This is a genomic window from Actinomadura sp. NPDC048394, from assembly GCF_040651755.1.
GTDB lineage: Bacteria > Actinomycetota > Actinomycetes > Streptosporangiales > Streptosporangiaceae > Spirillospora > Spirillospora montaniterrae.
The window spans coordinates 133254-151566 of sequence record NZ_JBEZJL010000004.1; the positions used below are offsets into that span (position 1 = coordinate 133254).

Annotated in this window: 14 protein-coding genes; 6 read left to right on the forward strand and 8 right to left on the reverse strand. The window is 73.6% G+C overall.

Annotation, left to right across the window (positions count from 1 at the left end):
• Nucleotides 1-130 precede the first annotated feature (130 nt).
• The gene (locus AB0C78_RS03775) at nucleotides 131-1741 is read left to right on the forward strand and encodes an NAD(P)/FAD-dependent oxidoreductase (protein WP_360741287.1); all 1611 of its coding nucleotides are present in this window, start codon (nucleotides 131-133) and stop codon (nucleotides 1739-1741) included.
• 84 nt (nucleotides 1742-1825) lie between these two features.
• Here the strand turns inward: AB0C78_RS03775 and AB0C78_RS03780 are convergent, their stop codons facing one another.
• The gene (locus AB0C78_RS03780; protein ID WP_360741289.1) at nucleotides 1826-2230 is read right to left on the reverse strand and encodes a PH domain-containing protein; all 405 of its coding nucleotides are present in this window, start codon (nucleotides 2228-2230) and stop codon (nucleotides 1826-1828) included.
• Between the two features lie 176 nt (nucleotides 2231-2406).
• Complete coding sequence (locus AB0C78_RS03785; protein WP_360741291.1) at nucleotides 2407-3309, reverse strand: AraC family transcriptional regulator; 903 nt, start codon at nucleotides 3307-3309, stop codon at nucleotides 2407-2409.
• Nucleotides 3310-3421: 112 nt separating this feature from the next.
• Here AB0C78_RS03785 and AB0C78_RS03790 point away from each other — a divergent pair, with 112 nt between their 5' ends.
• Nucleotides 3422-3832: a Dabb family protein gene (locus tag AB0C78_RS03790; RefSeq protein WP_360741293.1), complete on the forward strand. Its 411-nt coding sequence runs from the start codon at nucleotides 3422-3424 to the stop codon at nucleotides 3830-3832.
• Here the strand turns inward: AB0C78_RS03790 and AB0C78_RS03795 are convergent.
• Entirely contained in the window at nucleotides 3766-5067 is a 1302-nt protein-coding gene (locus tag AB0C78_RS03795) for a nucleotide disphospho-sugar-binding domain-containing protein (RefSeq protein ID WP_360741386.1), read from the reverse strand. The genes AB0C78_RS03790 and AB0C78_RS03795 overlap by 67 nt on opposite strands.
• A 58-nt stretch (nucleotides 5068-5125) precedes the next feature.
• On the reverse strand, nucleotides 5126-6115 hold the full coding sequence (locus AB0C78_RS03800; protein ID WP_360741295.1) for a glutathione S-transferase C-terminal domain-containing protein: 990 nt from the start codon (nucleotides 6113-6115) through the stop codon (nucleotides 5126-5128).
• Nucleotides 6116-6292: 177 nt separating this feature from the next.
• Between AB0C78_RS03800 and AB0C78_RS03805 the strand changes: the two genes are divergently transcribed.
• Nucleotides 6293-7357, forward strand: coding sequence for a glucose-1-phosphate thymidylyltransferase (locus tag AB0C78_RS03805; protein ID WP_360741297.1), 1065 nt, complete (start codon nucleotides 6293-6295; stop codon nucleotides 7355-7357).
• On the forward strand, nucleotides 7354-8319 hold the full coding sequence (rfbB, locus tag AB0C78_RS03810; RefSeq protein WP_360741299.1) for a dTDP-glucose 4,6-dehydratase: 966 nt from the start codon (nucleotides 7354-7356) through the stop codon (nucleotides 8317-8319). Before AB0C78_RS03805 ends, rfbB begins: the two co-directional genes overlap by 4 nt.
• Here the strand turns inward: rfbB and AB0C78_RS03815 are convergent.
• Nucleotides 8273-9310 (reverse strand): Gfo/Idh/MocA family oxidoreductase, encoded by a 1038-nt coding sequence (locus tag AB0C78_RS03815; protein WP_360741301.1) that lies wholly within the window; start codon nucleotides 9308-9310, stop codon nucleotides 8273-8275. The two genes, rfbB and AB0C78_RS03815, sit on opposite strands and share 47 nt — an antisense overlap.
• A 192-nt stretch (nucleotides 9311-9502) precedes the next feature.
• Here AB0C78_RS03815 and AB0C78_RS03820 point away from each other — a divergent pair, with 192 nt between their 5' ends.
• On the forward strand, nucleotides 9503-10948 hold the full coding sequence (locus AB0C78_RS03820) for an NDP-hexose 2,3-dehydratase family protein (RefSeq protein ID WP_360741303.1): 1446 nt from the start codon (nucleotides 9503-9505) through the stop codon (nucleotides 10946-10948).
• A 23-nt stretch (nucleotides 10949-10971) separates the two neighbouring features.
• Here AB0C78_RS03820 and AB0C78_RS03825 read toward each other — a convergent pair whose 3' ends face one another.
• Nucleotides 10972-12837, reverse strand: a complete 1866-nt coding sequence (locus AB0C78_RS03825) for a multicopper oxidase domain-containing protein (RefSeq protein ID WP_360741305.1) — start codon at nucleotides 12835-12837, stop codon at nucleotides 10972-10974.
• Between the two features lie 250 nt (nucleotides 12838-13087).
• Here AB0C78_RS03825 and AB0C78_RS03830 point away from each other — a divergent pair, with 250 nt between their 5' ends.
• Nucleotides 13088-15886 carry an AAA family ATPase gene (locus AB0C78_RS03830; protein ID WP_360741307.1) on the forward strand — a complete coding sequence of 933 codons (2799 nt, stop codon included), beginning with the start codon at nucleotides 13088-13090 and terminating at the stop codon, nucleotides 15884-15886.
• Here the strand turns inward: AB0C78_RS03830 and AB0C78_RS03835 are convergent.
• Together AB0C78_RS03835 and AB0C78_RS03840 are read right to left on the reverse strand one after the other, a co-directional pair.
• Nucleotides 15870-17504 carry a bifunctional 3-(3-hydroxy-phenyl)propionate/3-hydroxycinnamic acid hydroxylase gene (locus AB0C78_RS03835; RefSeq protein ID WP_360741309.1) on the reverse strand — a complete coding sequence of 545 codons (1635 nt, stop codon included), beginning with the start codon at nucleotides 17502-17504 and terminating at the stop codon, nucleotides 15870-15872. The genes AB0C78_RS03830 and AB0C78_RS03835 overlap by 17 nt on opposite strands.
• Nucleotides 17501-18313: an arylamine N-acetyltransferase gene (locus tag AB0C78_RS03840; protein WP_360741311.1), complete on the reverse strand. Its 813-nt coding sequence runs from the start codon at nucleotides 18311-18313 to the stop codon at nucleotides 17501-17503. Before AB0C78_RS03840 ends, AB0C78_RS03835 begins: the two co-directional genes overlap by 4 nt.

An 18313-nucleotide genomic window follows, 5' to 3' on the forward strand; every position in this document is an offset into this window, starting at 1 on the left:
CGCTGACCGGACGCGGTGACCGCGCGAGGGCGTCGTCCGACGGCCGCGCCCAGCCCCCGGCCACTGCGCGCCGCCGGGGTCGCACGGGCGTCCACATTCTGGGTACCTGTCGCCTATGAAGGAGACACCTATGGAGCAAAACGGCGGCGCCCCGCCCATAAATGCATTCGACGCCGTCGTCATCGGCAGTGGCATCAACGCCCTCGTCGCCGCCGCGCAGCTCGCGCGCGGCGGCTGGCGCGTGGCGATATGCGAGCGCGAGGACCGGCTCGGCGGCGCCATCCATACCAGCCGGGAGGTCTTCCCCGGCTACACCGTGGAACTGCTGTCGAGCTGGCACCCTCTGTTCCTCGGAGGGCCCGCCTACGCCGCCCTCGCCGACGAGCTGGCCCGCCGCGGCGTCGTCTACCACGATACCGCGAACCCCACCGGCGTCGCTTGCCGCGATGGGGCGGCCGTCCTTTCGACGGACTCCGACGCGCTCACCGCCACCTTGAGCTCCGTCGGTGACGCCGAGAACTGGTCGGCGATGACGGCCGAGTTCGGCGGCAAGATCGACCTGGCGTTCGGCCTGCTCGGTGCCGATTTCTGGCGCCCCGGTGCGCTGCGGCTCGGCTGGCGGGCGCTGCGGCGCCTCGGCCGCCGGGGCCTGGTCGCGACCGGCGCGGAAGTCCTCGAGCCCGCACGGCCCTGGCTGGAGCGGACGTTCTCCTCGCCCGTCACCCGCGCGATGCTGGCTCCCTGGGCACTGCACAGCGGCCTCGGCCCCGACGACGCCGCATCCGCGTTCATCACCAAGGTCATCGCCGCGGCCGTCGCCACCGGCGGCATGCCCGTCCCCGAAGGCGGCGGCGTCCGCCTCGTCGAAGCGCTGGCCGCAATCGTCACCGATGCCGGCGGTGAGCTCCTCACCGGTGCCGATGTCACCCGGATTCTCGTGGAGCAAGGCCGCGCCACCGGTGTACGGCTCGCGGACGGACGCATGCTGCACGCCCGCCGCGCCGTCCTCGCCTCGGTCACCCCACGCGCCCTGTACGAAGGGCTATTGAACGGTGCCGCTCCTGCGGATCGTGTACAGGCGGCCCGAGCTTTCCGGCACGGCCGTGCCGCCATGCAGATCCATCTGGCCCTCAGCGAGCGGCCCCGGTGGAGCGACCCGGTGCTGGAGGACGTCGCTCTCGTGCACGTCCTGGACGACCTGGACTCCCTGTCGGGGTCGGTGAACGCCGCCTGGCGCGGTCTGCTGCCCGAACGGCCGACCATCGCCGTCGGCCAGCCCGCCACCATCGACCCGGGCCGCGTCCCCGAGGGCAAGGGCCTGCTGTGGCTCCAACTCCAAGAACTGCCCCGCCACGTCCGCGGCGACGCAGCCGGCGTCATCGACCCCGGCGACGGCACCTGGACGCCACGGCTGCGTGACGCCTACGCCGACAGGATCCTCGGCCTCCTCCGTCCCCACATCACGAACCTGGACTCGGCTCTGACCGACCGTCTGGTGCTGGGCCCTGCCGAACTGGAGGAGATGAACGTCAACCTGGTCGGCGGCGACCCCTACGGCGGCGATTGCCGGATCGACCAGTACGCCCTGTGGCGGCCCCTGTCGTCGGGCACCGGCCACGCGACCGGCGTCCCGGACCTGTGGCACATCGGCGCCTCCACCCACCCCGGCCCCGGTCTCGGCGCCGGCTCAGGCTTCCTAGTCGCCGAAAGGCTCCTGCACTCCCGACGCGGTCGCCGCTGATCCCTCACCAAGCAGCTGCCGTTACTCAACCGCCCGCCGGATGGGGGCGTCAGTGCCGTCAAAGCCCGCCACGTCCTACGCCTCTCACCTGTACGGACGTGGATCTCGGCAGGCAAAGGACGGTGCGGGTGCCGCCGGTGCCTGCTGGACGGGCGCGGTCGGCGGGTAGGCGGGCCCGGACGCGAGGCGCTCGCGGATCGTGTCGGCGATGACCTTCCCACCCTGCTTGCCGACGTTGATGATCTCGGCCTTGTTACCGGACGCGAAGACGGTCAGTTTCCCCGTCAGCGGCCCGCTCGACCACTGCACGGACGAGATCTTGTCGAGGGGGAAGTCCTCGGTGGTCTTCGACACCCATCCGTCCTTGACGAACAGCAGCCGCTGGTCCGTGAGGACGACCAGGCCGGTGCCGCCGCCGTAGGTGCCGGACACCATGTGGCGTACGGTCTCGCCGCTGATGCGACGTACCGTAGGGCGTACCCACTCCACGCAGCCAGACCGCTGTCACCACCCCTCCACGCACGCATTTGAAGATCACCAGACCTGGAGAGCACGCAAGGGCACGAAAATGGCCGCTCCCCGGTGAGTGGGGAAACGGCTTGGGCCCCACAATGAGAGTGCGGTCTGTTTTATCGCGTGACGTCGGCGAACCGCCGCTCCTATCGTTATTTTCGGCGGTAGTGGCCGGGGGCGATGGTGAAGGCGCGTTTGAAGGCGTTCGCGAAGGCGTATTCGGAGCCGTAGCCGACGCGTTCGGCGACCGCGGCGAGGGGTGCGTCGGAGTCGCGGAGCAGCCGGGCCGCCACGGTCAGGCGCCACCAGGTCAGGTACGCCAGCGGCGGGCGGCCGACGAGCGAGGCGAACCGCCGCGCGAACGCCGCCCGTGACAGCCCCGCGCGGGCGGCCAGTTCCGCGACCGTCCAGGGCCGGGCGGGGTCGTCGTGGATCGCGTCGAGAGCCGCGCTCACCGCCGGATCGGCCAGGGCGGCGGCCCATCCGGTGGTCCCGCCGCATGCCGGCTGCTCGTCCAGCCAGGTGCGCAGGACGTAGACGAGCAGCGTGTCCAGAAGCGAGGGCACCACTGCGGCGGCGCCCGGGCGGGGCTCCTGCAGTTCGGCGCCGAGCAGGTCGACCGCGGCGCGCAGGCGCGTGTGGCGGCCGACGCCGGCGGGGATGTGGACGACGCCGGGCAGTTCGTCCAGCAGGGGGTGCCCGCGGTCGGCGTCGAGCCGGTAGGCGCCGCACAGCACCACCGCGCTCGGCCGGACGGAGGCGTCCCGGCCGGCAGGCTCCTGAGCGTGGGACGGGAGATCGAGGAACCGCGTGGTCGGGGCGTCGGTCACGCCGTACTCGCCTCCGTGCGGGAGGAACAGCACGTCCCCGGTGCCGAGGGCGATCGGGTCGGCGTCCGCTGGGACCAGCCAGTAGGAGCCGGCGAGCACGACTTCGAAGCCGGCGGTCCCGGGCGGCAGCCGGAACCGCTGCCCCCAGGGGGCGTGCCGTTCCACGCGGGCGGAACGGGGCTCTCCGGTGCGCATGACGGCGATCACGTCGCTGAGCACGTCCACGCGCCGAGGCTAGCCGGAAAGACGATCACGTATGAAAGCGAGACCGTGACGCATTGGCCGTCTCGCTCCGCCGTCCTACGGTCGTGATCGCAACGTATGAGGGAGAGACGGAATGATCGTTCTGATGCTGCGTTTCAGCTTCAAGGCGGGCACCACGCCCGAGCGGAAGGAGTCCGTGCTCGCGGCGATGAGGCGTACGTCGCAGGTGGAGTCGACGTCGTTCTCGTTCGTCGGAGCGGACTTGGGCGACCCCGCGGAGGGCTATACGCACGGATACTGCGTCGCGTTGGACGACCTCGACGCGCTCGACCGCTACATGTACGACCCCGTGCATCTCGAAGGCGACTTCGAGATCCTGCCGCACCTGGCGCGGCTCACGCAGGTCCGGATGTCGGACGACGCCGACCCGGACCTGGACGACCGGATCGTCGCGATGCACCGGAAGAAGCTGGCGGCCTATCCCGAATGGGACCGGCTGCTCAGCACGATCCCCGGCGGCGGCGCCCCGCCCGTGCCCGCCTGACGCGCACCGGGCCGGACACCGAGTGCCGCGATGTGCTCCAGGGTGCCGACGCATTGGGCCGGGGTCGGCTGGGCCAGCATCTCCTTGCGCAGACCGGCGGCGGCGTTGCGATAGGTGGTGTCGGTGAGGAGGTCGTGGAGGGCCTCCCGCACCGCGTGCGGACCGGCCTCGTGACCCGGTAGGTGGCGGCCCGCGCCGGCGGCGGCTATGCGGCGGCCGGTGGCCGCCTGCTCGGAAGCGAACGTGGTGGTCAGCTGCGGGACGCCCGCCCACAGCGCGGTCATGGCGCTCCCGCTTCCGCCGTGGTGGATCACGGCGGAAGCGCCCGGCAGGACGGCCCGCAAAGGCGCGTTCTCGGCGACGCGGACGCCGTCGGGCACCGGGCCGAGGGCGGCCGCGTCCGCGGGGGTGGCCAGGACGATCACTTCGCAGCCGAGGCCGTCCACCGCCTGAAGGATGGCCGGGAGCAGGTAGGAGCCGGGTCCCGCTGTCGCGGTCAGGGCCGTCGACCACGTCACGCAGACGCGCGGGCGCCGGGGCGCGGGCGGCTCGAGCGCCCACGCCGGGACCGGCGCGGTCCCGTTGAAGGGGACGTAGCCGAAGCGCACGCGCTCGGCCGTGGTCGGCGGCGCCAGCGACGGCGGGCAGGGGTCCAGGACGCGTTCGATCATGTCCAGGTCGAACTCGCCCTGGCCGTGGCGCGGGAAGGACCCGCTGTGGTCGGTCGGGACGATCCGCATGTGGTCGGGTTCGCGGGTGCCGACCGGGCCCCACAGGCACAGCGCCGCCGGCACGCCCGTGACGCGGGCCGCCAGCAGCCCCTCCAGGCTGCCCGGATCGTGAAGGACCAGGTCGGGCCGCCAAGCGCGGGCGAACGCGACGGCCGCGTCGAAGCCGCGCGCGGCCCGCTCCGCCAGGACGGGGGCGATGTCGTTCTGGAAGCCGGCGGCGTCGAAGTCGGCGAGATCGCTCAGGGGTTCCCCGGTGAGGGGGTGCGGGGGCGGCCACGGGTAGGGCCGCTTCCCTTCGACGGCCTCCCGGTGGGCCTGCAACCGGAGCCGGGTGATGACCTTCATGCCGTCGAGCACGGCCACCGGGAGCAGGCCCGTCCGGCCGACCGGCGCCGTCTGGTCGGGCGTGCACAGGACCCGTACCTCGTGGCCCGCCGCCTGCAGCGCCCAGCCGAGCGGGACCATCGCCGAGTAGTGGGTCGCCTGTGAGGACACGGTGAACATGACCCGCACTCGAAGCTCCTCCGTTCGCCCGTCGGGGGGCGGGTCCGTTCCGCGCCGCTCAGGCGGCGAGGCGGTGGCGGTCCTGCGGTTCGTCCCAGTCGGCCCGGTGGGGTTCGACGTCGATGCGGGTCACGGCCGGGTCGAGGAACGGCGGGCCGAGGTGGGTGAACGCGCTGAAGTCGGTGGTGTCGCGGAAGGCGGGAAGCGTGTAGAGGTCGCGGGCGTAGGGCCACAGGTTCGGGAAGTCGACCAGCCGCCGTTCGCTGATCTTGGCGAACGGGTTGTAGGTGAGGTCGAAGCGCGCCAGCGTCACCCAGAAGCGCACGTCGGACTCGGTGACCGAGTCGCCGAACAGGAAGCGCCGGGTGGCCAGCCGCTCGTCCAGCCGCTCCAGCGCGGCGATCACGCGGCCGCGCAGGTCGGCGTAGGCCTCGTCGGAGGCGGCGCCGGCGACCCGGTAGTTGCCGTCGTTGAAGTTGACGTAGATATACTCGTTCAGCTCGTCGATGTCGCCGCGCAACTCCTCGGGGTACAGGTGGACGCCGGGGTCGCCGTACGCCTCGAACTGGGTGCCGAGGTCGATGGTGATGTCGAAGAAGTTGTTGCTGACGATCCGGCCCGTCTCGCGGTCCCACAGGACGGGCACCGACACGTGTCCCTCGTAGCCGGGCTCGGTCGCCTCGTAGGCCTCGCGCAGGAACCGGAAGCCGTTGACCGGGTCGGCGCCGCGCTTCTCCCGGAACGCCCAGCCCCGCCCGTCGCGCTCGTCATCGACGTAGGAGAGCGAAACGACGTCCTGCAGCCCCTTGAGGATCCGGACGATCGCGGTGCGGTGCGCCCAGGGGCAGCGGTGCGAGACGTACAGGTGGTAGCGCCCCAGCTCGGCCTTGTACCCGCTGGAGCCGTCGGCGGTGATGCGCCCCTGGAACGGGTACCGCGGCCGGTTCCAGCCGCCGTTCTCCACCTTCAGCGCGGTCGCCCCGTAGACACCGTGCTTGTCCAGGTCCACAGGGTCGGCGTACACGGCACCACCGGTCGTCGCGGTCATCGGACGGGCCTCCAAGGGGTCGAGGGGATGGAACGGGAGCAGTCGCAGCGAATCACCGGCCCGAACCTGGAGTCAATTGTCCCTACCGTTTAAATGGGGAATCCGCCCGGCCTTCTAGGGGTTCCGGGCCGGACGTCAGGGGCCGGGGCATCGGAGCCGCCCCCGACGATGGGCACCATGAAAGCCCTGGTCCTCTCGGGCGGGTCCGGAACACGGCTGCGCCCCATCACGCACACGTCCGCGAAACAGCTCGTGCCCGTCGGGAACAAGCCGGTCCTCTTCTACGGGCTGGAGGCCATCGCCGAAGCCGGGATCACCGAGGTCGGCATCGTCGTCGGCGAGACGGAAGCCGAGATCCGGCGGGCGGTCGGCGACGGCTCGCGCTTCGGCCTGCGCGTCACCTACCTGCGGCAGGAGGCACCGCTCGGCCTGGCGCACGGGGTCCTCATCGCGCGCGACTTCCTCGGCGACGAGGACTTCCTGCTCTTCCTCGGCGACAACTTCATCGTCGGCGGCATCGCCGACATCGTCGCCGGGTTCCGCGCGAGCCCGGCCGACGCCCGGCTGCTGCTCACCGAGGTGCCCGACCCGGGCCGCTTCGGCGTCGCCGAACTCGGGCCGGACGGGCGGATCGTCGGCATCGAGGAGAAGCCGCAGCGCCCGAAGAGCGACCTGGCGCTCGTCGGGGTGTACCTGTTCGGCCCGGCGATCCACCGCGCCGTCCGCGCGATCGCGCCGTCCGCGCGGGGCGAGCTGGAGATCAGCGACGCCGTCCAGTGGCTGCTGGACGCGGGCCTGGACGTGCGGTCGACGGTCATCACGGGGTACTGGAAGGACACCGGGAACGTCGACGACATGCTGGAGGCCAACCGCACCGTCCTGGAGGGGCTGGAGCACGGCGTCGAGGGCGAGGTCGACGGCGACACCGAGATCATCGGACGGGTGCGCATCGCCTCCGGCGCGATCGTGAAGGGGACCCGGATCGTCGGCCCGGCGATCATCGGCACCGGCGCCCGGATCGTGGACTCCTACATCGGCCCGTTCACCTCCATCGGCGACGGCGTCCGCGTCGAGGACAGCGAGATCGAGTACTCCATCGTGCTCGACGGGTCCACCATCCAGGGCGTGCGGCCCATCGAGGCGTCCCTGGTGGGCCGCGCCGTCGAGGTCACCCCCGCCGCGCGCACACGGGCCGCCCACCGCCTCGTCCTGGGCGACTACAGCCGGGTGCGGATCGCATGACGAGGATCCTGGTCACCGGCGGTGCGGGCTTCATCGGGTCGCACTACGTCCGGCGCCTCCTCGGCCCCGACGGCCCGGGGGACGTGTCGGTCACCGTGCTGGACGCGCTCACCTACGCGGGCAACCGCGCCAACCTGGCCGCCGTCGAGGACCACCCCGGCTTCCGGTTCGTGCACGGCGACATCTGCGACGCCGCGCTCGCGGGCCGGCTGGTCGCCGAGCACGACGAGGTCGTGCACTTCGCGGCCGAGTCCCATGTGGACCGGTCGATCGCGGCGGCCGACGCGTTCGTGCGCACCAACGTCCTCGGGACGGGCACGCTGCTGGACGCGGCGCTCGGCTCGGGCCTCGGGACGTTCGTGCACGTGTCCACCGACGAGGTGTACGGGTCGGTGGACGCGGGTGCGACGCCGGAGACCGCGCCGCTCAGCCCCAACTCGCCCTACGCGGCGTCCAAGGCCGCCGCCGACCTGCTCGCGCTGTCCTACCACCGCACCCACGGCCTGGACGTGCGGGTGACGCGTTGCTCCAACAACTACGGCCCGTACCACCACCCGGAGAAGATCATCCCGCTGTTCGTGACGCGGCTGCTGGACGGGCGGCGCGTCCCGCTGTACGGCGACGGCCTGAACGTGCGGGACTGGCTGCACGTCGACGACCACGCGCGCGCCCTGGAGCTGGTGCGCACCAAGGGGGTGCCGGGCGAGGTCTACAACATCGGCGGCGGGACGTCCCTGACGAACCGGGAGCTCACCGGCCTCCTCCTCGAGGCGACCGGAACGGGTTGGGACAGGGTCGAGCGCGTCCCCGACCGCAAGGGGCACGACCGGCGGTACGCGGTCGACGACGCCAGGATCCGCGCGGAGCTGGGCTACGAGCCGCAGACCCCCTTCCCCGAGGGGCTGGCCGCGACCGTCACCTGGTACCGGGAGAACCGGCGCTGGTGGGAACCGCTGGTCTGACCGGCCCGCCCGCGTCGGCGGCGTGCCGGCGCACCCGGTCCACCAGCCGCGCCTGCTCCACCACCGCCTCGCCCTCCAGGACGGAGGGCACACCGTCGCGGACCCGGCCGACGAAGGACGCGACCGCGCCGGCGAAGTGGTCCTCGGCGGGCAGCGTCAGCTCCTCGACATGGTCCTGGCGCTCGATCCGCACGACCGGGCGGTGCGCCGCCGACGGCGTGAAGGCCCAGGTCAGCTCGGCCCGTCCCGCGCTCCCCCACAGCGCGTACCGCGACCGGTAGGCGTGCTCGACGCCCCAGGTCAGGTGGGCGGTGCGGCCGGACGGGTCGGCCAGCAGGGCCGCGCCCGCCACGTCCACGCCGCGCGCCTCGTCGACCCGCAGGTGCACGCCGAGCACGTCCAGAGCGGACCCGAGGTGCAGGAGCGCGGCGCGCAGCGGGTAGACGCCGACCTCGGCCAGCGCGCCCCCGCCGAGGCCCGGGTCGTAGAGGTTGCGGCCGCCGGCCGGCGGCGGGAACGCGAACTCGGCGGTGAGCGTGCGCGGCTCCCCGATGGCGCCCTGCGCGACCAGCTCGCGGATCCGGGCGTGCTGGGAATGGCACAGGAACATGAAGTTCTCCAGCAGCGCCAGCCCGCGCGAGGCGGCGAGCGCGACGAGCGCCTCGGTCTCCACCGCGGACGCCGTGAGCGGCTTCTCCGCCAGCACGTGGCGGCCGGACCGCAGGGCCCGCCCGACCCACTCGGCGTGCAGGTGGACCGGCAGCGGCACGTACACCGCGTCGACGTCCGCGCGGTCCAGCAGCGCCTCGTAGCCGTGCACCGGCGCGCCGCCGAACCGCCCGGCGAAGCGCGCCGCCTTGGCCGGGTCGCGGCTGGCGATCGCGGTCACCCGGACGTCCGGATGGGCCGCCAGCGCGGGAAGGGCCCGCCGCCAGGCGATGTCCGCACAGCCGAGGACGCCGATTCTCAACGGTCCCGAATTCACCGGCACGCCTCTCCTTTTGACGAATTCATCGATTCAGGACGAGGCTAGGCACGCCCTGCGGCCGCGTTACCCCTGACATGGCCTAATCGCCCCCGGACGACCCCCCTGAACACCCCCTGTCAATTCCTGTGCGGCACCTGGGAATGGAGCGGCATCGGCATATTGGAGTCCTTGCCGCGACCATTTCCAGGAGGAGCGATGTCGGGGATCATCACGGCGTTGACGACCGACCACCGGAGGGCCGTGCGGATCGCCGAGTCGGCGCAGGCCGCCGGCGGGGTGCTGACCGAGGCGCAGGTCCGGGCGTGGTTCGCCGAGCGCCGCCGCGGCGACGTCGCACGGGTCGACCGGGTGCCGCTGGACCGGCTGGAGCGCTGGGGCATCGACCCCGCCACCGGCGACATCCGCCACGACAGCGGCCGGTTCTTCACGGTGACGGGCCTGTCGGCCGAGGTCCCCGGCGCGGCGGTCCCCGCGTGGACGCAGCCGATCCTGCTGCAACCCGAGATCGGCATCCTCGGCATCCTCGCCAAGGAGATCGACGGCGTCCTGCACTTCCTCATGCAGGCCAAGAACGAGCCCGGAAACCCCGAGGGAGTGGAGATCTCCCCCACCGTCCAGGCGACGCGGAGCAACTACATGCGCGTGCACCAGGGCGGCCCGGTCCCCTATCTCGACTATTTCCGCGACACCCGCCGCCACCGCGTGATCGCCGACGTGCTCCAGTCGGAGCAGGGCGCCTGGTTCTTCCAGAAGCGCAACCGCAACATCATCGTCGAGACCGACGACGAGGTGGAGCCGCTGGACGGCTTCGCGTGGCTGACGCTCGGCCAGCTCCACCGGCTGCTGGCGGACGACACGGTCGTCAACATGGACGCCCGCACGGTGCTGTCGTGCCTGCCGTTCTCGGGCGTCGGCCTGTCGGCGTCCTCGCCGTTCCGCGACCAGGAGTTCCGGCAGTCGGTACTGCGCTCCTGCAGCGAGGAGTTCGCGGGGCTGCACGGCATCGGCGACATCCTGAGCTGGATCACCGAGTCCCGCAGCCGGCACGAGGTGCTGGCGCACCGCGTGCCGCTGCGCGAGGCCGAGCTGTGGCACCGCGGCGAGGACGCGATCGAGCACGAGTCCGGCCTGTTCTTCCGGGTGATCGGGGCCGGTGTGCGGAGCGGGCACCGCGAGGTCTCGCACTGGCACCAGCCGCTGGTGGAGCCGATCGGGATCGGCGTCAACGCGTTCCTGGTGAAGCAGGTGGACGGCGTGCTGCACGCGCTGGTCCACGCCGGCGTCCAGCCCGGCTACCTCGACGTCCTCGAGCTCGGCCCGACCGTCCGGTGCACGCCCGGCAACTACGCCTGGCTGCCGGACGCGGCGCGGCCGCCCTTCCTGGACGACGTGCTGTCCGCGCCGCCCGGGCGGGTCCGGTTCTCGAGCGTGCTGTCGGAGGAGGGCGGCCGGTTCTACCACGCCCGCAACCGCTACACGATCATCGAGGTGGACGCCGGGTACGCGCCCGACCCGGGCCCCGACTATCGGTGGCTGACCCTTCACCAGCTCGTCGGGCTGCTGCGCCACAGCCACTACGTCAACGTCGAGGCGCGCAGCCTGGTCGCCTGCCTGCACAGCCTGGCGGGCCGGCCGGACTGACGCCGGGCGGCCCGCCAGGGCGGTCAGTGGTGGTGGCCGAGGGGCGAGGCGGGCCGGGCCGCCGCCCGCATCTTGGCCGCCATCGCGGTCTGGACCGTCTTGGGCGCCACGACGAACGGGCGCATCATGCCGTGGTCCTCGTGTTCGAGGATGTGGCAGTGGTACACGTAGTTCCCCGTCCCGCCGTGGAACCGCCCGGCGACCGCCACGTGCTCGTGCTCGTCCATGCGGATCGTGTCCTTCCACCCCTGCTCGTCGGGCCCGAGGCCCTTCGGAGCGCTGTAGGTGGCGGTGTAGGTGTAGATGTCGTTGGCGGTGTCGGACGTCACGGCGACCGTGTACGTGTCGCGGGCCAGCGCCTGGAACGACACCAGGTGGATGTGCATCGGATGGTTCGGCCCGGCGAGGTCGATGAAGTTCCAGACCTCCCAGCCGTCGAGGGAGACGTGGAACGTCACGGCCTCGTCGAACGTGCTCGCCGCCTTCCGGTAGGTGGTGCTCTTGCCGTCCTTGACGATGGTGACGATGCGGTCGCCCTTCTGCGGGACGTAGCCGGCGGGCGTCTCGGCCAGCTCCCACATCTCGGGGTGGCCGCTGCTCGTGCCGTCATGGGTGGCGGTCGCGACGTACCGCTCGGTGTAACCGGACGGAACCTTCGCGGCGGTCAGCCGGGTGAACGAGGGCGACAGCTTGGCCGGCAGGGTGAACGGGTCGGTCACGGCCGCGCCGCCGACCCGGAACTGCATGACCTCGGGGCCGAGCGGTGAGGTGACGGTGTCGGTGTTGGACAGCCGGAGCCGCGCCCCCTTGAACGCGGAGAAGTCGATCAGGATGTCGGCGCGTTCGGCCGGCGACAGCGTGAGCCGGTCCAGCTTGGTCGGGGCGCCGAGCAGCCCCTGCTCGGTGCCGATCTGGACGAGCGCGCCGGTGACCGGCGTGCTGGTGCCGTCGGCGTTCTCCTTGCTCAGCTCCAGCGTGTAGGTACGCCCGTTCGCGCCGTTCAGCACGCGGAACCGGTACCAGCGCGGCTCCACGTTCAGGTACGGCCAGATCTTCCCGTTGACGAGGTTGTAGGGGCCGGCGAACGGCAGCGAGACCCGACGGCCGTTGGTGTCGTAGTAGCCGACCTTGTGCAGCAGCCGCCCGGTGAAGGCGTCGTCGGCGTCGGTGTCGAGATTGCGGTCCGCGATGATCAGCGGGATCTCGTAGGCGCCGGACGGCAGCCTCAGGGCGCTCTCCTCGGAGTCGCGCACGAGGTAGAGGCCCGAGAGGCCGGCGAACACGTTGAAGGCGGTGATGTCCATCGCGTGGTCGTGGTACCAGAGCGTCGCGGCCCGCTGGGCGTTCGGGTACTCGGCGGCCTGGGCCTGGCCGTAGGAGATCCCGTTCTTGGGCCAGCCGTCGCTGTCGCCGCTGATCTCGCCGCCGTGCAGGTGGGTGACCACCCACGGGGCGAGGTCGGCGACGTCGGGAAGCGGCTCGGCGCCGCCGCGCCCGGGGCTGAGGATCGAGTCGAGCCCCGTGAAGGGGACCTCGACGGCGGTCACCGGGAACTTGCCCTGGATGCGGTTCTGCCAGCTCACCTTGATGCGCCGGCCCCGCGGCACGTCGATGACCGGCCCGGGGTAGGCGCCTTCGTACCCCCAGACGGGCGTGTCAGGCAGTTGCGAGTGCAGCTTCACGGTGCCGGCGCGCTGCCGGAGGGTCAGCGCGGTGTCGGGCTTCAGCACCGCCGGGATCGGCAGCGGGTCGGCGAACTTGGCGAGGTCGGCGGGAGCCCCGCGGAACACCCGGGACGCGGCGGCTAACGCGGACAGGTTCGCCTGGACGGTGACGGCCACGCCGATACCGGCGGCCGATCCGGCGATGAACTGACGGCGGCTGGGCATGGGGGGACTCCTCTGCGGGCATGGGCGGCGCAGCCGATCCTTCGCCCGCGCCCGCGCCGGCTCCATCGGCGGGCCGATATTCAGGGGTTCGCACGCCGGACGCTCGGGTTTACGGCGGCCCCGACAGTGGAAGAACGTGCGCGTCACGGGTGAACCGGAGCGGGCAGGCCGGCGTCCCACCCCGGGATTCGGTCGTCCGATAGGCGCGCGATTGCCGGGCAGTGGGCGGGCGTCTTCGATCATCGGATCCGTGGTCGCACTGGTGGAACGAGACGAACAGATCCAGCAACTCGACAGCCTGCTCGCGGACTGCACGGCGCGCCGCGGCCGGGTCGCGCTCCTCGAGGGGCCCATCGGCACCGGCCGGACCGCGCTGCTGCGCAGCCTCGCCGAACGCGCCGAACGGTCCGGATTCCGGTGTCTGCGCGCCTCCTGCTCCCCCGCCGAACAAGAGCTCCCCTACGGCGTCGCCGGCCAGCTCCTGCGGGACGTGCCCCGGCCGGAGGACCCGGACGGTCCGCCCGGCCGCCTCCTGGAACGGCTCGCGGCGGCGACGGACGCCCTGGACGGCGCCGGCCCCGCGTCGCCGCGCGCGGTGCGCGCGCACCACGAGGTCGTGCTGGCCCTGCTCGGGCACGCCGAGCGCGAACCGCTCCTGATCACCGTGGACGACCTGCGCTACGCCGACGTCCCGTCCCTGCACCTCCTGCTCCACCTGGTCCGGCGGCTGGCGTCGGCGCCCGTCCTGGTCGTGCTCGCCGACGAGCCGGTCCCGCGGCCGCGGCACCTGACGTTCCTGGCGGAGCTGTTCCGCAGGCCGGAGCTGCACCGGCTGCGGGTGGGACCGCTGTCGCCCGCCGGGACCGCCCGCGCGGTGTCGGGGCCGTCCGGCGCCCCGCCGGTCCCGGCCGCGGACCTGCACGCGATCAGCGGCGGCAACCCGCTGCTGCTGGACGCGCTGGCCGAGGACGCCAGGGTCGCGGGCGGCCCCCGCCCGGAAGGGTACGGGCTGGCGTTCCTGGGCTGCCTGCACCGCGGCGACCCCGCGACACCGGCGGTGGCGCGCGCGCTGGCGGTCATGGGCGAGGACGCGGGATCGGCGGAGCTGTGGCGGCTCGTCTCGTTGAAGCCCGAGGACGGCGAGCGCGCCCTCGGCGCCCTCAACGCGGCCCGGCTGCTGGACGGCGGCCGGTTCCGCCATCCGGTGGCGCGGGACGCGGTGCTCGACGAGCTGGCCCCGGCGGAGCGGGCCGAGCTGCACCGCCGTGCCGCGCGCCTGCTGCACGACCGGGGCGCGGCCGCCACCCGGATCGCCCGGCATCTCGTCCACGCCGACCACGCCCAGGAGCCGTGGGCGGCGGCCGTGCTGTCGGAGGCGGCCGAGCACGCGCTGCTCGACGGCCGGGCCGAGGAGGGGGCGCGCTTCCTGCGCCTGGCGCACCGCGGCCTGTCCGACGAGGGGGAGCGCGCCGCGGTCCGGACGCGTCTCGCCGGCGCCGAGTGGCAGACCGCGCCGGCGTCGGCGGCCCGGCATCTGGCCCCGCTGGTGACCGCGGCCCTCGGCGGCCGGCTCGGCCTCGCCGACGGGCTGGCCCTCGCCGGCCGGCTGCTCTGGTTCGGGCGGGGCGAGGAGGCGGTCCGGGTGCTGGACCGGCTGCGCGCGGACGCCCGCGCCGAGGGCGGTGGCCTGCGGGACGCCGAGGTGTGGCTGGCCTACGCGCACCCGCCGCTCGCCCGCGACCGGCGCACGCCCGTGCTGGCCGCCGAGCGGGCGTTCGCCGTCCCGGCCCTCGGCGGCGATCCGCAGCTGCACGCGGCGGCGATCCTGGCCGACGGGCTCACCCGGCGCCGGAGCCACGCGGTGGCGGGCCGCGCCGAGCAGGTGCTCCGCGACCTTCCGCTGCACCCGCGCAACCCGTGGACGGTCGAGGCGGCCCTGCTCGCCGTGCAGGTGCTGCTGCGCGCGGACCGGCTCGACGCCGCGGCGGCATGGTGCGAGGCCCCGTCCGGCGAGACCCCGGCCGGCGAGACCCCGGCCGGCGAGACCCCGTCCGGCGAAGGGCGGGACGGCGAGGCCGGGGGCGGCGGCACCCAGGCGGCGTTCTTCGCGGCGGCGCGCGCGGAGGTCGCGCTGCGGACGGGCGACCTGCCGAGCGCGCTGCGGGAGGCGCGGGAGGCGCTGGCGCGCCTCAGCCCCAAGTCGTGGGGCGTGGCGATCGGGTACCCGCTGGGCACCTGCGTCCTGGCCGCGACCCGTGCCGGCGAGCACGACGAGGCCGCCCGATGCCTGGCGCTGTCGGTGCCCGAGGCGATGTTCAAGAGCCGCCACGGCCTCTACTACCTGTACGCCAGGGGCCATCACCACCTCGCGTCCGGCCACGCCCACGCGGCCCTCGCCGACTTCCTCAGCTGCGGCGAGCTGATCCGCGGCTGGGGCCTGGACACCGCCGGTCCGGTGCCGTGGCGCACCGACGCGGCCGAGGCGTGGCTGCGCCTCGGCAACCGCGACCAGGCCCGCCGGCTCGTCCGCGAGCAGCTCGCGCGGACCGACGGGCGCGGTCCCGCCCTGCGGGTCCTCGCCGCCGCGAGCCCGGCCGGGCGGCGGCTGCCGTTGCTGACCGAGGCGGTCGACCTCGCCGAGGCGTCGGGCGACCGGTACGAGCAGGCCCGCGTCCTCGCCGACCTCAGCCGCGTCCACGCGGCGGGCAACCGGCGGCGCGCCCGCCTGCTGCTCCGCCAAGCCCTGCATGTCGCGAACATGTGCGGGATGCGGCCGCTCGCCCGGGAGCTGCTGTCGGTGCAGGCGGACCTGGGCGGCGCGGAGGCGATGGCCGACGGGCTGGAGGGCATCGCGTCGCTCACCGACTCCGAGCGCCGGGTCGCGTCGCTGGCGGTGGTCGGTAACACCAACCGGGAGATCGCCGCGAAGCTCTACATCACGCCCAGCACCGTCGAGCAGCACCTCACCCGCATCTACCGCAAGCTCGGCATCCGGCGCCGCAAGGAGCTGCCCGCCGACCTGTGGGCGGGGCTCAGGAAGACCGGCTGACCGCGCCGCCCGCGTCGAGGTCCGTACTCGCACCGGGGTCCGTGCTCCCGCCGAGGGCCGTGCTCGCGCCGAGGTCCGTGCTCGCGCCGAGCCCGGCGAGCAGTTCCTCGACGAGGGCGTTCGCGCCGTCGCGGTCGGCGGCCGTCCCGAACAGGTAGAAGTCGGGGCGGACGAGCGCCGCGACCGCCCCGGCGCGCGCCAGGTACGGCAGGTGCACCCCGTCGAGGTCGGACGCCGCGTCCAGCCGCACGAACCGCGTGCCGAGCCGTGCCAGGGCCGCGGCGGGGGCGGGGTCGAGCAGCTCGCCGGGCGGTTCGGTGGTGAGCAGGACGAAGCCGGGGGCGCCGGCGACCTCGTCGAGGAGCCCTTCGCGGCCGCCGATCCGGACGCGGCCCTGCGGGGTGAGGCCGCCCGCCGCGCCGCGCGGGCCGCCGGCGGCGTCCCGGGCGATCAGCCCCCGGGTCAGCGGGTGGACGGCCGACGGCGGGGGCGCGGCGAGGCCGCGCTCCCGGACGCCGATCATGACCGCGTCGCGGTCGCGGGCGGCGGCCGGGTCGGTCTGGCAGATGACGCGGCCGAGGTCGACGGACATGGTGACGGCGTGCCGGACGTGCTCGCGGCGCTCGTCGGTGTAGGTGTCGAGCAGCGCCTCGCCGGCCCGACCGGTGAGAACGAGGTCCAGCTTCCAGGCGAGGTTGGCGGCGTCCCGGAACCCCGAGCACATGCCCTGCCCGGCGAAGGGCGGCATCAGGTGGGCCGCGTCGCCGGCGATCAGGATCCGGCCGGCCCGCCACCGGTCGACGTACCGCGCCTGGAAGGTGTAGACGGCGTGCCGCTCCAGCGTCGCGGAGCCCTCGTCGATGCCGAACAGCGCGAGGAGGCGCCACACGTTCTCGGCGCTGCCGAACTCGTCCGGCGGTTCGCCGGGCAGCCGCATGAACTCCCAGCGGCGGTGGCCGGGCCCGGCCGAGACGGCGGTGCGCGGCCGCGCCGGGTCGCAGACCTGCAGGTTGTTCGGGACGAAGCGGCGCGGCTCGTGCAGCCGCACGTCGCAGGTCAGCCAGTCGTCGAAGAACCGCAGGTCGGTCGCGGTGGCGTCGAGGGCGTCGCGGACGGTGCTGTTCGCCCCGTCGCAGCCGACGACGTACCGGGCGGTCAGCACGCCGCCTTCGGGGCCGTCGACGGTGACCGCCACCCGGTCCCCCTCGTCGCGCAGGCCGGTCACGCGGTGGCCGCGCAGCACGCGCAGCGTGGGCTGCGCCGCACCGCGCGCGGCCAGGGCGGCCTCGATCCCGGGCTGGTACATCGAGAGCGAGTCCGGCCATCCGGACCAGCCGCGCTCGGCCACGTCCACCTCGAACAGCGTCGTGCCCGCCCCGTTCGTCCACACGTAGTCGCGGGACGGTTCGGCGACGGTGCGCAGGGCCTCGCCGATGCCCGCGGCGGCGAGGATGCGGGCGGACTCGCCGTCGAAGGACACCGCCCGCGGCATCGGGTAGGGCTCCGGTCGCCGCTCCACGACGGTGACGCGGTGCCCGCGCGCCGCCAGCAGCGTGGCGGTCACCTGCCCGACGGGCCCGTACCCGACGACGAGGACGTCGCTGCCCGCCCCGCTCAACGCCCGCTCCCCGCGCTGGTCGTGGTTGCGGCGGCCGCCGGTGAACCGAGGATCTCGGCGACGACGCGCTCGTGCTCGGCGGGGTCGGTGAGCACCCGGACGGTCTCGTGGCCGTCGTCCACGGTGAGCAGACGTTTGCCGATGAGGACGCGCTGGCCCGTGGCGGAGGACCGGCCCCGCACCAGGATCCCGGCGCCGGCCAGCGCCCGGGCGAACGCCTCCAGCTCGGCCGACGGGTCCTGCCATTCGGCGAGGTCGCGAGGCTTGTCGCGGAACCGGTACACCGCCTGCCAGATCCCGGTCCGGCCGCTGCGCTCGACCACGTGGTAGCCGTCCGCCGGGACGATGCGGAACCGGCTGCCGTACTGCTGCTGCACCTCAGCGGTGACGCGCAGCGGCTCCAGGTAGGACGGGCCGACGAAGCCCACGTCCACGAGGTACAGCTCGCCGTCCACGCGGGCGTGGTTGAAGACGTGCTCCAGGTCGGGGCCGAACGATCCGTCCATCTGCCGGATGCCGGCGCCGTACACGCCGACGTCGAAGCCCAGTTCCTCCAGCAGGATGCGGAACAGGCCGTTGAGCTCGTAGCAGACGCCGCCGCGCCCGCCGACGACGATCTCGTCGAACGCGGTGTCCGGGTCGATGTCCACCCCCGCCCACAGCGCCGTACCCCGGCCCGCGTTGAGCGCGCTGTCGTACGGGAAGGTCCGCAGGTGGCGGTGGTGCAGGAAGCGCAGCGTCTCCAGCGTGGGCGCGGCCGGCCCGCGATGGCCGAGCGCCTCCAGGTAGGTGGCGACGTCGAAGCCCAT